Genomic DNA, 15,807 nt, shown 5'->3' with positions numbered 1-15,807 from the left:
AATTTTGAAGCATGAACTATTTCACTTCCAACTTCTAACTTCCAACTTTATTATGCTTCAGTTGTATTCCTCACTTTAGTATGGTACTGCACATTAGGCTTAGTACCAACACTCTCTAATAAGTGATACATACGGTTATCTTCTTTAAGTTTTGCAACTTTACTGTCTTTATCATTGATGTCGCCAAATACCATTGCACCACTACTACATGCAGCAGAACAAGCGGTTTGGAATTCTCCATCTTTAATTGCGCGTCCGTCACGTTTTGCATCAAGAATCGTTTTCTGTGTCATTTGAATACACATAGAACACTTTTCCATTACACCACGAGAACGCACTACAACATCTGGGTTTAATACCATACGTCCTAAATCATCATTCATATGATAATCGAACTCATCATTTCCATTATATAAGAACCAGTTGAAACGACGTACTTTATACGGGCAGTTATTTGCACAATATCTAGTACCTACGCAACGGTTATATGCCATATGATTTTGACCTTGACGACCATGTGATGTTGCCGCAACTGGACATACAGTTTCACAAGGCGCATGGTTACAATGTTGACACATTACTGGTTGGAAAGCTACTTGCGGATTATGAGCAGGCGATTCCATTTCTTCTAAAGCACCTATTACCCCTAATCCTTTTGTATCTTCTTTTTTAGTTTCATCATCTGTGAATGTTTCTTCAGATGAATAATAACGATCTATACGTAACCAATGCATATCACGACTGCGACGTACTTCGGTTTTACCAACTACAGGTACATTATTTTCTGCATGACATGCTATAACACAAGCACCACATCCGGTACATGCATTTAAATCGATTGATAAGTTAAAATGATGCCCTATTGAACGATCAAATTCATCCCATAAATCAACACTAGGATCAGTTACTTTAGTTTCTTGATGGTTTAAAGACACCGTAGGAACTTTGTTCCATACATCTCTATCTTTAGTGTTGAAGATCTCTAACGTGGTTTCTTTAATGATATCGCCACGCCCCATCAATGTATTTTGCAACTGCACACAAGCAAATTCATGCTCTCCAGCCGCAGCTTCAATAGTTACAGGTTGTGTAGTATTGAAGTTTTGGTATAATGGATATGCATTAACACCTGTTTGCATTTCTTCTTTTAGACCTAGAGTTTTTCCGTAACCTAAAGCTAAACCAACAGAACCTTTTGCTTGCCCTGGTTGAATAATCACAGGAGCTGTTACAGACACACCATTTACATTAACAGTAGCATAACTACCATTTAATGCGCCATTGGCTACATGTGAATTTTCTAAGCCTAATGCATCAGCATCCGCTTTAGAAACCGTTAAGTAATTATCCCAAGATGCTCTTGTAATAGGATCTGGGAATTCTTGCAACCATGGGTTATTGGCCTGTTGCCCATCTCCCATACCTACTTTAGTATATAATGTTAATTCTAAACCTTCTGATGTTGCAGATGCAGCTAATGCTTTTGCGGCACCCGCCCCTCCAAGGACTCCAGCAGTTGCCGATGCACCATTTCCAGTATTTATTCTTGAAGAAGATGTTATTGTTGTAAAGCCAGCTTTATCTTCATCCTTAATACCAACACCAACGGCTACATCATGAATAATACCGCCTACAAAGGTTCTTTTCTTTTTATCATTTAATACAGTTGAAGTCGTTTCAACGGTTTTAAAAGCATCTCCATTTGTTCCATTAGATGAACCATAAACAAACACACCATCATGTAATGCTTTGTTGAATGATTGTCCACCTAGCACGCTAGAACCCCATGTGTCTTTTATATAATCATGGTAAGAACTATCGTTTCCAGTCCACTTCAATAAAGCCTCTTGAAATTGTCTTGTGTTGAATAAAGGACGAATAGCTGGTTGTGTCAACCCGTAATGTCCTTTCTTCAATTCTACATCACCCCAAGATTCTAAATAATGAGGGGCTGCAGCTATATATTGCGTTTCAGAAGATGTTTCATCTTCCTTCAAAGAAAATGCAATTGATAATTCTGTTTTCTTTAAGCCTTCCAAGAAATCAGCAGCATTTGGCAATGTATATGCTGGATTAACACCGCTCATTATGATGGCTCCAACTTTACCTGCCTTCATATCGGCAACTAATTGTAGTACCGCTTTATCGCTTCCCTGTCTTGTTTTAATTGGTGTAGCAGGATCAAATGCTTTACTATTTAAGGCAGCATTGATTTCTAAAGCTAATGTTTGTGCATTTACATCTTGAATACCAGTAACTACAACACCTTTGCTTCCTGCTTTCTTTAATTCAGAAGCTACTTTTTGAACCGCTTCGTTTACATGTTCTGGTAAATCGGTAGCAACTGCACCACCAACCACTAAACTATATAATTTTGCTAATGCTTGTTTTTGTTGACTTGGTGTTAATGGCACACGCTTATCGGCATTTGCACCTGAAAGCGACATATTAGCTTCAAACTGAATATGTCGTGACATTTTTCCATGATCGGGGATTCTAGTTTTAGAATATCCAGAATCAAATCCTCCACCTTGCCAATCTCCTAAGAAATCTGCACCGACAGAAACAATAGTCATTGCTTTTGAAAAATCGTAATTAGCCAAACCTCTTTCTCCGTATTTTGCTTGATACGCATCAAGAGCAGCAGATTCTGAAACTGAATCGTACTGAACGTGACTTACATTTCCGTATTTTCCAGAAAATTCAGCAACTAATTTATTTGTAGAAGGGCTTGCGTAAGTCTGTGTTAATAACACAATTGACTTATTTGCAGCCGCAACGTTTGTTAAAGCTTTAGTAGTTTCAGCATCAAAATCACTCCAAGAAATAGCTTCTCCGCCTTTTTTTGGACCTTGAACTCTTAAACTATCATACAATCCTAAAACAGAAGCATTAACCCTAGCATTCGCACTACCGTTGGTAGCAGCCAAATTATTGTTTTCTATTTTGATTGGACGACCTTCACGAGTCTTAACTAAAACACTTGCAAAATCAAATCCATCAGCAATTGTAGTTGCATAATAATTGGCAACCCCAGGAATAATTTCTGTTGGCTGAACAACGTAAGGAATTGATTTTTTTACTGGTCCTTCACAAGCCGCCAAAGAAGCTGCAGCTGTTGTAAAACCAACATATTTTAAGAAATCACGACGCGTAGTAGATGTTGCTTCTAATATTTCCTTATCACCTAAAAATTCATCAGTAGGAATCTCTTCTACAAATTCGTTTTGTTTTAGCGTCTCAACAATAGAGCTATTTTCGTTTAGCTCTTCAACACTTTTCCAGTATTTCTTGTTTGATGACATATTTTTTACTAGTTATTAGTTGTTAGTCATTAGTTTTTAGAATTTCTTCTAAACTAAAACTTATACTTTTTGTTAATTTATAGTTTTCCGCCTTCGGGGAAAAGAAAAATCATATTCTTAATAGTGACATTTACCACATTCCAGACCACCCATTTGAGCGACTGTTAAATTCTCTACGCCATACTTCTTGGATAATTCCTCATGTATTTTTTCGTAGTAGGCATTGTCTTTTATGTTCACATCGGTTTCTCTGTGACAGTTGATACACCACCCCATAGTTAATGGTGCATGTTGGTACATCACTTCCATTTCTTCCACAGGACCGTGACATGTTTGACATTCAACCCCAGCCACGGTAACGTGCTGCGAGTGATTGAAATATGCAAAGTCTGGTAAGTTGTGAATACGCACCCATTTTACTGGTTGTGCATCACCTGAATATTTTTGATCTTCGTCACTCCAACCTGCAGCAGCATATAATTTCTTGATTTCTCCATCATAGAACTCCTTAGAGTATTCTGGAGATGTTTCCCCATTATATTCGTAGATTGATTTATGACAGTTCATACAAACATTCAATGAAGGAATACCAGATGTTTTACTAACTCTAGCAGAAGAGTGACAGTACTTACAATCGATACCATTATCACCTGCATGTACTTTATGTGAAAAATGTATTGGTTGAACTGGTTGATACCCTTGATCTACTCCTATTTGCATAAAGTAACCAAACGCAAAATAAGCACTTGACAGTAAAAAGAAGATTGCAACAACTATCATTAAGAATTGGTTTTGCAAAAACGCTTTCCAAAGTGGTGTTCCTTCAGATGCGTCATCTACTTCTATACCTTGTGCCGAAGCAAAACGGCGTAATGTTTTGTTTACTAAATATAAACCTGCCGCTAAAAGAATGAATAAGATAGCTAAGGCGCCTAATATGATTTCGTTTGAAATTCCACCGGACGAACCCCCACCAGAACCGTCTTGAGCTACGGCAGTCTGAGCAGCAGCCGGAGCTTTCTTTTCTTCAGCAGTATAAGCTAAAATATTGTTAATATCATCATCTGACAATTGAGGAAATGCTGTCATTGCAGCACCACCATACTCATTATAAATTTTGTTAGCATAAGCATCTCCAGACTTGATAACACCTGCACTATTCCTAATCCATGCAGAAAGCCATTCTCTATCTAAACCTTGCTCATCAGACAATCTTGCTTCTACATTACGTAAAGCAGGCCCTGTCATTTTTTTATCTAATTGATGACAAGCAGCACAATTTGCATTGAATAGAGATTTCCCTTTTGCTGGATCTCCTTCCTGAGCTGAAAGTGATGTTGTAAACGCTAATAATACAATTAAGCTTAAACGAAGAATAGTATTGCTTAATCTACGGTGTATCACCTGTTTCATATTGTTGGTTATATTAACTTCTAAACTTTGGTATGGTTTTTTCATTAAACATTTGAAAAAACACAGTTGTAAAATCTCTGGCAAAAGTAATATTAAAAGTCGATTTGAGAAATGTTAGCGAACTGTTAATTGCTAATTTAGAGAAATTCTAAATAAGAAAACATCTATGACTTACGTTTATATCGCATACATTTGCATAAGATAACTAAAAATGAATTACATGAATTTAAAACGTCTATCGGTAACAGTTATATGTTCAGTTTTTCTATCATTTTACGGTCATTCCCAAGAAGGTAAGGTTACTGTAAATCAGGATAAAAGAATTACAAAACTATTAGATTTAAAAAAGGAAATGAATCGGAACGAAACCGATTCTAGGAGGTATAAAATACAAGTGTATTCTGGTAGTCGTTCTGGAGCTCAAAATGCCCAAAAAGATTTTGCAGATGCGTATGGTCAATGGCGACCAGTAATGCATTACGAAACACCAAATTTCAAGGTTTGGGCTGGAAATTTTAGCACGCGATTAGAAGCAGATCGTGCTTTGCAAAGAATTAAACGCAAGTTTCCTGCGGCTTTTATCTTTAAGCCGAAGAAAACATAACACCAATTAAACCTTAAATTGTTCTAAGACATATAAAATTAGCACAAAAGAAAGGCGAACCAATTTAAATTGGTTCGCCTTTCTTTTTTAGAAGTGAAAATTATTTATTTCAATTTTTTCTTAACCTCAACTTCGTGGAAAGCTTCTACTATATCGCCTTCTTTAATGTCGTTATAGTTTTTAAGTTGCATACCACAATCGTAACCTTTTGCTACTTCTTTAACATCATCCTTAAATCGTTTTAATGATGTTAATTCGCCTGTATAGACTACAACACCATCCCTGATTAAGCGTATTCCAGAATTTCTGAAGATTTTTCCATTAGTAACCATACATCCAGCAATACTTCCAATTTTAGAAACTTTAAAGATTTCCCTAATTTCGGCAGTACCTGTAATTTCTTCCTTAAGCTCTGGAGATAGCATACCTTCCATGGCATCCTTAAGATCGTTTATGGCATCGTAAATAATGGAGTATGTTCTGATATCGATTTCTTCTTTATCGGCGATATCTCTTGCATTTCCTACAGGACGCACATTAAACCCAACGATAATTGCATCGGAGGCCGAAGCTAACAACACATCACTTTCGGTAATTGCTCCAACACCTTTATGAAGAATATTCACTTGTATTTCTTCAGTAGATAGTTTCTGGAATGAATCTGTTAATGCTTCCACAGAACCGTCCACATCACCTTTAAGAATGATATTCAATTCTTGGAAATCTCCAAGTGCGATACGACGTCCAATTTCATCAAGTGTAATATGACGTTGTGTTCTCACAGATTGTTCGCGTTGCAATTGTGCGCGCTTGGAAGCAATTTGTTTTGCCTCACGTTCGTCTGCAAATACATTAAATTTATCACCCGCTTGTGGCGCACCATCTAATCCTAAAATAGATACTGGTGTTGAAGGTCCTGCAGCTTTCACATCATTTCCTCTTTCATCGTGCATGGCTTTAACCTTACCGCTATTTTTCCCTGCTAACACATAATCGCCAACTCGCAAAGTCCCTGCCTGTACTAATATAGTAGATACATAACCACGGCCTTTATCTAAAAAGGCTTCAACAACTGTTCCTTGTGCTGGCTTATCTGGGTTTGCTTTAAGCTCCAATAATTCGGCTTCCAGCAATACTTTTTCCAATAATTCTTTTACGCCCGTTCCAACCTTTGCTGAAATATCATGAGACTGTACTTTACCGCCCCAATCTTCAACTAATAAATTCATATTAGCAAGACCTTCTTTAATCTTTTCAGGATTGGCCGCAGGTAAATCAATTTTATTAATTGCAAAAACAATTGGTACTCCCGCAGCTTGCGCATGCGAAATCGCCTCTTTTGTTTGTGGCATAATATCATCATCGGCAGCGGCAACAATAATTGCTATATCTGTTACTTGAGCACCACGAGCACGCATTGCGGTAAAGGCTTCGTGACCTGGTGTATCCAAGAATGCAATTTTTTGTCCGCCTTCCAATTGTACGCCGTATGCACCAATGTGCTGCGTAATTCCACCAGATTCTCCCGCAATTACATTTTCTTTACGTATGTAATCCAAAAGGGATGTTTTACCATGATCTACATGCCCCATAACCGTAACTATTGGCGCACGAGGTTTTAAATCTTCGGGTTTATCTTGAACGTCTTCAATAGCCTCTTCAATATCGGCGGTAACAAATTCTACTTCATAACCAAATTCATCTGCAACAATAGATAATGTTTCAGCATCTAAACGCTGATTCATGGTTACCATCATTCCTAACGACATACAAGCCGAAATAATTTCAGTTACCCCAACATCCATCATTGTAGCAACTTCACTTGCAGTTACAAACTCTGTAACTTTAAGGATTTTGCTTTCTGCAGCTTCTATTTGCTGATCAATCTCAGTCTGCTCTCTATGCTTATCTCTTTTATCTCTTCTGTTTTTAGCGCCTCGTCCTTTGTTTGATTTTCCTTGTAATTTTTCAAGTGTTTCACGCACTTGTTTTTTTACATCTTCTTCAGAAGGCTCTTCTTTTACAATATTTCTACGACCTTGACCAGGTTTTCCTTTAAACCTATCGTTTCCACGGTTTCCAGGACCTCTATTTTGTCCACCAGTACCAGAACCACCAGGGCCAACTTTACTGATACGACGACGCTTTTTCTTAGGGTCTCCCGCTTTCGCATCTGGTTTTTTATCTTCTTTCTTCTTCTTTGGCTTATTGAACTTCGATAAATCAATTTTATCTCCAGCTATTTTAGGCCCTGAAAGTTTTTTGTATTGTGTTTTAACGTTTTCGTCAGGGGTTACCAATTCCCCATCAATAACTACCTGCTTCACTTCAGGTTTAGAAGCTTCTTTTGCTTCGGTGACAGGTTTTTTATCGACAACTGGTTTTTCTTCAGTCTTAGGGGTTTCTGCTTTTGCAACTTCCTCTTTGACTTCTTTTACAACAGGCTTTTCAGCTTCAACTGGTTTTTCAGCAGCAGGTTTTTCTTCAGGTTTTTTAGAATCTAAATCTATTTTTCCAACAGTTTTAGGCCCTGAAAGTGCTTTAGAAGCTTTAACCACCTCTTCTTGTTGCGCTTTTTCTCTGGCTTCCTGAGCTTTTTGCCTTTCCTCTAATTCTTTTTCACGCTTAATACGTAAATCTTCCTTTTCCTTAAGCTTAGCTTCACTAACTTCTTGCGACTTCATTTTCTTGTTCGCATCCGTCTCAAATTCATCTGAAAGGATATTATAAGTCTCCTCAGAAATTTTTGTAGTAGGACGCTTTTCAATTTCCACGCCTTTGGAATCCAAAAATTCCACAGCGCGATCTAAAGAAATGTTCAGTTCGCGTAAAACTTTATTTAATCTAATTGTGTCAGCCATAAATTGCCTTTAAAATCTCAAATATAATATGAATACCTGTTCAATTCCAATTTCTTATGAAATTGAATTGGTATTTACTCTTCGAATTCTTCCTTAAGAATTCTAATAACATCATTAATTGTCTCTTCTTCCAAGTCGATTCTTTTTACCAAATCGGCAACATCTTGTTCCAATACACTTTTTGCAGTATCTAATCCAGCTTTACTGAATTCTGCAATAATCCAATCTTCAATTTCATCAGAGAACTCTCTTAATTCTACATCTTCCTCAGCACCTTCCCTAAATACATCTATTTCATAACCAGTTAATTGACCAGCCAGACGAATATTATGTCCGCCTCTACCAATCGCTTTACTTACTTCCTCTGGTTTTAAAATTACCTCAGCGCGTTTTGTTTCTTCATTTAATTTAACTGAAGTAACACGCGCAGGACTTAATGCTCTAGTCACGAATAATTGCTCATTGTTCGTGTAATTGATAACATCAATATTTTCATTTCCTAATTCACGAACAATCCCGTGGATTCTTGAACCTTTCATACCTACACAAGCACCAACTGGGTCTATTCTATCATCATAAGAATCTACAGCTACTTTTGCTTTTTCACCAGGAATTCTCACTACTTTTTTAATGGTAATTAAACCATCAAAAACTTCTGGTATTTCCTGTTCGAATAATTTCTCTAAAAATACTGGGGAACTTCTAGACATAATTATTGTAGGTTTTGCGCCTTTAAGCTCCACGCTGTCAATAACACCTCTTACATTATCTCCTTTTCTAAAGAAATCTGACGGAATTTGTCTGTCTTTTGGCAATACAATTTCATTGCCATCATCATCCAACAAAATTACAGCTCTATGACGAATGTGGTGTACTTCAGCAGTATAAATCTCGCCTACTAAATCTTTAAATTGCTTGTAGATTATGGTGTTATCGTGCTCATGAATCTTAGAAATCAAGTTTTGGCGTAATGCTAAAATAGCACGTCTTCCTAGATCTATTAATTTCACTTCCTCGGATACATCTTCACCTACTTCAAAATCTGGCTCAATTTTACGAGCTTCAGATAAGGAAATTTCTTGATTTGGTTCTTCCACTTCCCCATCGGCAACCACAACACGGTTTCTCCATATTTCCAAATCTCCTTTATCGGGATTTACAATAATATCAAAATTATCGTCATCTCCAAATTTCTTTTTTAAAGCACTTCTAAAAACATCTTCTAGAATAGCCATAAGTGTCACACGATCAATAAGTTTATCGTCTTTGAATTCTGAGAAAGATTCAATTAACGCAACATTTTCCATATCTCTACTTAAATTAAAATTTTATCATAACTTTTGCTTCTACAATATCATCATAAGCAACATTAGCTTGCTTATTTACGGTAACCTTACCTTTTCCAATAGGTTTTGGTTCTCTTGTTTTCCATTCTAAAACAATGGCACTATCTGTAGCTTCGGTTAAAACACCCTCTAGTTTATCAGATGTTGTTTTAACACTTAGCGATCTATTTACATGTCTTTTATATTGTCTTGTGTTTACTAATGGTTCTGTTGCACCAGCCGACATGACTTCTAAAGAAAAATCTACTTCTTCCCGATCCAAGTTATGCTCTATGGCCCTGCTTATAAACATACAGTCTTCTACTTGCACACCATTATCGCCATCAAGAACAACTTTAATATGGTTTGCTTCGCTAATATTGAAACTTATCAAAAACAAGTCAGGGCGTTCATTTAGCCCGTCATCTAATAAATTTTTTACTGTATTTCTAAACATTTTTAGTATAAAAAGAGGGGACTTTCCGTCCCCTCATATTTAATTCTCGCCTTTCAACGGCGCAAATATAATATATTTTATTGATTTCTAAAGAATTTATCCTTATTTTTATGAAGCTAACATCTCCCTAATATGAAAAAAATACTAGTCCCTACCGATTTTTCAGAACAAGCTGAAAATGCGCTAGAAGTAGCTGCCCAATTGGCAAAACAACACCATAGCGAAATTTATCTGCTAAATGTATTAGATCTTCCTTTACACGAAGTGGATGCTTTAAGCACGTATCGAGATTTGCCAGAAGCCATGTTTTTTATGAAATTGGCCCATAAGAAATTTAAAAAGCTAAAAGAAAAAGACTATTTACAAGGTATTACAGTTCATGAGGCTATAGAATTTCATGATATTTTTAAAGGCATTTATCACGTTTGCGAAAAAAATAACATCGATTTTATTATCATGGGATCTCATGGTGCGAGCGGATTTAAGGAATTATTGATTGGCTCTAACACCGAAAAAGTGGTTCGTACTTCTGAAGTACCTGTTTTGGTTGTAAAAAAGAGGCACGAACTTTTTAAGATTGAAAGTTTTGTATTTGCTTCTGATTTTAAAGACGAATCTAAAGTGCCCTTTTTAAAAGCTCTAAAATTTGCGGAATCATTTGAGGTTGAAATGCATTTATTAATGGTAGTTACGGCCAATAAATTTATTACTACTGCCGAAGCTAAAGCACGAATACAAGGGTTTTTAGATACTGTAACCCATAGTTATTGCACCATCCATATTTATAATGATGAAACGATTGAAAAAGGCATTATGAATTTTTCGCAGTCTGTCGATGCAGATTTAATTGGCATGAGCACTCATGGCAGACAAGGATTGTCTCACTTTTTTAATGGCAGTATTAGTGAGGATTTGGTAAATCATGCACGGAGACCGGTGATTACTTTTAAGATTTAGAAAGTTATCGTGCAAAGTTGTATTAATTTAAAGTTCTTATGCTTTCAAAAAAAATACAAAAATGAAATATGGTGTTTTAAAAACTAAATTAGACTAAAAACAATCTCCAAAAATAATTTTCGCGCAAACCTGCCTAAAGGTCGGCAGGCAGGGCCGCGGACGCGCAAAGGATTAAGATAGACAAAAATTACGCAGAGGTACACCGAGTTTGCGCAGGGCGACACAGAGCAAAAAGTAAAAAAAAAATAAAATTTTAATGATTGATGAACTATTTCTCTGCTAATCTCCATGGTTCTCTATGAGACTCTGCGTAATAATTTTATCGTACAAACTTCCTGACTTCGTAGGAATGACAAAAAACAAAAAGTCCTCACTTTAAAAGCAAGGACTTTATTCAATTTTTGTTGGCCTACTAGGGCTCGAACCTAGACTCTTTGGTACCAAAAACCAACGTGTTGCCAGTTACACCATAGGCCAATACTTAATTGAGGCTGCAAATTTAGTATAAAGTTTTATTTCTACAAGCATTTTTTAGAAAAATATCCTATCAAAATAGTCCGATTTAAAAATTTTGAGTTTTTGCTAGAATCTTTCTACTTGCGAACGCGTTAATGTTAACAGGAGTATAATATTTATTCCTGTTTCATATTTATATATTAAATTCGCCAAACCAAACAAATACAGATTTTAGATGCTAGATTTTAATTTTAAAAAATGGAATACCATATTAGGTTGGTTCTCTTTTTTAATTGCCTTGATAACATATAGTTTAACGGTAGAGCCTACGGTTAGTTTTTGGGATGCCGGCGAATATATTTTAACTTCAGCTAAATTACAGGTAGGACACCCTCCCGGGGCACCACTTTTCCAGATGCTTGGTGCGTTTTTCTCAACCTTTACTTTTGGAAATAACGAGGCTATAGGCTTGATGATGAATATGATGAGTGCCGTTGCGAGTGCGTTCACCATCCTGTTTATGTTTTGGACAATTACGCTGCTTTTATCAAAACTAGTCCTTAATTTAAATTCTTATAAAGAGGGAGACACTACTGGAAATGCTACTTTGACGAAACAACAATATATCGCCATTTTAGGAAGTGGTTTAGTGGGCAGTCTAGCATTTACATTTACAGATTCATTTTGGTTCAATGCTGTTGAAACCGAAGTATATGCGATGGCAACTTTAATTATGGCAGCCTTATTTTGGTTGGCATTACGTTGGGAGCAAGACATGGATAAACCTCGTGGAAACCGATGGTTGATACTCATTGCTTTTATTATTGGATTATCTTTTGGAGTACATTTTATGGGATTATTGACAATTCCCGTAATCGGACTGATTTATTTCTTTAAAAACTATAAAACAGTAACAGTTAAAAACTTCATTATTGCGAATGTGGTTTCAGTAGCTATTTTATTATTCGTCTTTAAATTATTGGCTCCCAATATCCTTAAGATTTTTAGTGTTTTTGAAATCTTCTTTGTGAACAGTATCGGGTTGCCTTTTAATTCGGGTTCTATCATTGCAGGATTGATTTTGGTCGCCATTATTGTTTATGCATTGCGTTATACACGACAAAAGAATTATGTGCATTTAAATACAGGGATTTTGTGTTTAACTTTTGTGATCATTGGGTTTTCAACTTGGTTGATGTTGCCAATTCGCGCTAATGCCGATGTGGTAATTAATGAAAATAATCCGTCGAGTGCGAGAGAACTTTTGGCATATTATAATTTAGAGCAGTACCCTGAAACACACTTGTTTTACGGCCCTCAGTTTACGGACCAATATGCTTATTTAGATGACAACAATCCTTATGTAGATGATAAACCTAAATATGAAAAGGACGAAGAAAAAGGCAAATATGTCGTTGTAAATAATTGGAAAGACGCCAAACAGAATTACAATAAAAGACATGCATCCATTTTACCACGCATGTGGAGTGGCGAACACGCCGAAAACTATATGATGTTTACTGGGTATTTAAATTTTAATTTGAAACCTGAATATCAAATGCAAAACGAATTGCGTAAAATCGTTTCAGATTTTAGAAAAGAAGTGATGCAAGGTAATGTTGATTATGAAGATTATAACAGTTTTTTAAAACGTTACAAAAGTTATATAGATATTGAAAAACCTGATTTAGTAAGCAATATAAAATATCTATTTGAATATCAATTAGGCTATATGTACTGGCGGTATTTTATGTGGAATTTCGCAGGGCGGCAAGATGATATTCAAGGAAGATATGACAATAACGGAAATTGGATAAGCGGTATAAAACCAATTGACGAATGGCATTTGGGCTTTTCGCAAGATAATTTACCAAGTGATATTAAAAATAACAAAGCGAGAAACACCTATTATTTCCTGCCGTTAATTTTAGGACTTATAGGGATGTTCTTTTTATTGAATACGGACAAAAAACGCTTTTGGGTCATGTTGGTATTTTTCCTCTTTACAGGAATTGCGATACAGGTTTACACCAATGTACGTCCGTTTGAACCTCGTGAACGCGATTATTCCGTGGTTGGCTCTTTTTACGTGTTTGCTATTTGGATTGGTTTTGGGGTATATGCCATTTACAATGCCCTAAAAAACACACTTCCAAAAGCATTGGCAGCTCCTATTGTAACTATTGCCTGTTTAATTTTAGTGCCAGGGATTCTGGCCGCAAACAACTGGGACGATCATGACCGTTCTGGGAAATATACAGCGCAGGCTATGGCTAGAAAATACCTAGATTCCTGTGCCGAAAACGCCATCTTATTTACCATAGGCGATAATGATACATTTGCGCTTTGGTATGCCCAGGAAATTGAAGGTTATAGAACCGATGTTCGGGTGGTGAATACTAGTTTATTTCAAACCGATTGGTATATCGACCAAATGAAACGTAAGGCTTATGAGAGCGACCCTATTCCGTCGCAATTGGAACATGATGATTATAAATATGGCACTAATGATTATATCATTATAGAATCTGTCACTAAAGACACGTTGGATTTAAAATATGCTTTGGATTTTATTCAAAGTGATAACCCAAAAACGAAATATAAATATATTTTGCAACAGCAAGGTGTTGATATTTCTTCGATTAGAGCACAAGATTTAAATAACAGCTATTTACCAACTGAATATATTCGTATTCCTGTGAATAAAGAAAATGTTCTAAAGAGTGGCATTGTAAAACCAGAAGATGCAGATAAAATTGTACCGCATATCGATATAAAAATCAAGTCTAATGCATTATACAAAAATAGATTATTAATGCTCGATATTGTTGCCAATAACGAATGGAAACGCCCTATTTACTTTACAGGAGGTAGTTTTGGAGATGACGATTACCTTTGGATGAAAGACTATTTACAACTGGATGGTATGTGCTACAAATTAGTACCCATAAAAACACCTGTTGATAGAGCAAACCCTTTCGACATGGGACGTGTTGATACTGATATTATGTATGAAAAAGTTAAAAGCTGGTATTGGGGTAACAGCGGGAGTCCTGATATTTATCACGATCCTGAGACACGTAAAAACTCTATTACATATCGCGGCAATTTAGCACGTTTGGTGGAACAATTGATTAACGAAGATAAACTAGAAAAGGCTGAAGAGATCGCAGATATTGCCATGAAAAACATGCCAGTGGAATATTTTGGGTATTACACGCTGCTCGAACCTTATATTGGTGCTTATTATGAAGTAGGCAGTAAAGAAAAGGCTCAGCAATTATATTTTGAAGTGAGTAAAAAATATCAGGAAAACTTGATGTATTACAGTAGTTTAACTAGAGATAACCAAGAACGTTTATTTGAAGATATTTATACTGATATTCAACGTTATAAAGGTTTGGTTGATGTTTTGTTAAGGTATGATACCGAACTAGCTGAAAAGGAGGGCGAAATATTTAATAACTATTTAAGGAAATTCAGATATTTTTATGGGGATGATGATGTTGAAGAGGAAACCGACATAGATGTTCCATTGGATAGTAATGCGCCAATTGAGGCAGTAGAATAAAATTCCAAAATCAAAAAACCAAATTCCAAATATCAAAAAACTAAATTCCAAAAATAACGAGGCAAGCCATTGTGTATCGAGGCTTTGTAAAAAATTTAAAACATGGTCTTAGTACCTGTAAAAACTCCAAAAGTTGTAAAATCTTTATTTCCAAATTATGTTTGGAATATTGACACTTCTGAAAAAATAATTTACTTAACTTTTGATGATGGCCCTACTCCTGAAATTACCGAATGGACTTTAGACATCTTAAAACGATACAACGCAAAAGCAACGTTTTTTTGTATTGGGGCTAATGTTGAAAAATATCCCAGTATTTTTCAACAGGTTTTAAATGACGGGCATGCTATTGGTAACCACACACAGCACCATATAAAAGGTTGGAAAACTAAAGCTAAGGAATATCTCAAAAACATTGAATTGTGTGAAGCTGTTTTAAAATCCCAAATTACAAATTCTGATGTTAAAGCTCCAATCACGAAAGCTATTGGGACGTTAACCGTTAATCTTTTCAGACCACCTTATGGGAAAATAACTTCTTCACAGGGAAAATCACTAATTGAATTGGGCTATAAAATCATCATGTGGGACGTTCTGCCTTTTGATTGGAAGGAAAATGTGAGTCCAGATGAATGCCTAAATAACGTAATTTCAAAAACTAAAGAAGGAAGTATTATTGTATTTCATGATAGCGTAAAAGCTTCTAGAAATATGCAATATGCATTGCCTAAGGTTTTGGAGTGTTTTAGTGAGAAAGGGTATCGGTTTGAGGTTTTGGATACTATTAATTAATAACTATTGTACTCATTAATAATTAACAGAGTACTTGACTTTGTTAAAAAAAAATGTCGAACTTCG

Annotated in this window: 9 protein-coding genes and 1 tRNA gene; 4 read left to right on the top strand and 6 right to left on the bottom strand. The window is 35.9% G+C overall.

All coding sequences use genetic code 11. The features are described from left to right. Positions 1-50 precede the first annotated feature (50 nt). The gene (locus ABXQ82_RS07250) at positions 51-3,305 is read right to left on the bottom strand and encodes a TAT-variant-translocated molybdopterin oxidoreductase (RefSeq protein WP_367057073.1); all 3,255 of its coding nucleotides are present in this window, start codon (positions 3,303-3,305) and stop codon (positions 51-53) included. A 117-nt stretch (positions 3,306-3,422) separates the two neighbouring features. After that, positions 3,423-4,718 carry a c-type cytochrome gene (locus ABXQ82_RS07245; protein WP_367057406.1) on the bottom strand — a complete coding sequence of 432 codons (1,296 nt, stop codon included), beginning with the start codon at positions 4,716-4,718 and terminating at the stop codon, positions 3,423-3,425. Positions 4,719-4,938: 220 nt separating this feature from the next. On the opposite strand from ABXQ82_RS07245, the gene ABXQ82_RS07240 reads away from it, so the two are divergent. Next, on the top strand, positions 4,939-5,322 hold the full coding sequence (locus ABXQ82_RS07240) for an SPOR domain-containing protein (RefSeq protein ID WP_367057070.1): 384 nt from the start codon (positions 4,939-4,941) through the stop codon (positions 5,320-5,322). A gap of 104 nt (positions 5,323-5,426) precedes the next feature. Here ABXQ82_RS07240 and infB read toward each other — a convergent pair whose 3' ends face one another. The 3 genes from infB to rimP all read right to left on the bottom strand — a co-directional run bounded on the left by infB (position 5,427) and on the right by rimP (position 9,965). Then, entirely contained in the window at positions 5,427-8,183 is a 2,757-nt protein-coding gene (gene infB, locus ABXQ82_RS07235) for a translation initiation factor IF-2 (protein WP_367057067.1), read from the bottom strand. Positions 8,184-8,257: 74 nt separating this feature from the next. Then, positions 8,258-9,490 carry a transcription termination factor NusA gene (gene nusA, locus ABXQ82_RS07230; protein ID WP_367057064.1) on the bottom strand — a complete coding sequence of 411 codons (1,233 nt, stop codon included), beginning with the start codon at positions 9,488-9,490 and terminating at the stop codon, positions 8,258-8,260. Positions 9,491-9,503: 13 nt separating this feature from the next. After that, complete coding sequence (gene rimP, locus ABXQ82_RS07225; RefSeq protein WP_367057061.1) at positions 9,504-9,965, bottom strand: ribosome assembly cofactor RimP; 462 nt, start codon at positions 9,963-9,965, stop codon at positions 9,504-9,506. A gap of 132 nt (positions 9,966-10,097) precedes the next feature. Here rimP and ABXQ82_RS07220 point away from each other — a divergent pair, with 132 nt between their 5' ends. After that, on the top strand, positions 10,098-10,922 hold the full coding sequence (locus ABXQ82_RS07220; RefSeq protein WP_367057058.1) for a universal stress protein: 825 nt from the start codon (positions 10,098-10,100) through the stop codon (positions 10,920-10,922). A 404-nt stretch (positions 10,923-11,326) separates the two neighbouring features. On the opposite strand, the gene ABXQ82_RS07215 is transcribed toward ABXQ82_RS07220, so the two are convergent. Further along, positions 11,327-11,399: transfer RNA gene (locus tag ABXQ82_RS07215), tRNA-Gln, on the bottom strand. Positions 11,400-11,613: 214 nt separating this feature from the next. Here ABXQ82_RS07215 and ABXQ82_RS07210 point away from each other — a divergent pair. Continuing rightward, entirely contained in the window at positions 11,614-14,949 is a 3,336-nt protein-coding gene (locus ABXQ82_RS07210; RefSeq protein WP_367057055.1) for a DUF2723 domain-containing protein, read from the top strand. A 102-nt stretch (positions 14,950-15,051) separates the two neighbouring features. Continuing rightward, positions 15,052-15,741 (top strand): polysaccharide deacetylase family protein, encoded by a 690-nt coding sequence (locus ABXQ82_RS07205; protein WP_367057052.1) that lies wholly within the window; start codon positions 15,052-15,054, stop codon positions 15,739-15,741. The last annotated feature ends 66 nt before the right edge of the window (positions 15,742-15,807 follow it).

The sequence above is a fragment of the Algibacter sp. 2305UL17-15 genome (genome assembly GCF_040720935.1).
Lineage (GTDB): Bacteria > Bacteroidota > Bacteroidia > Flavobacteriales > Flavobacteriaceae > Jejuia.
The sequence above is the reverse complement of the archived record's forward strand: the minus strand, read 5'-3'. Positions and strand labels throughout refer to the sequence as shown.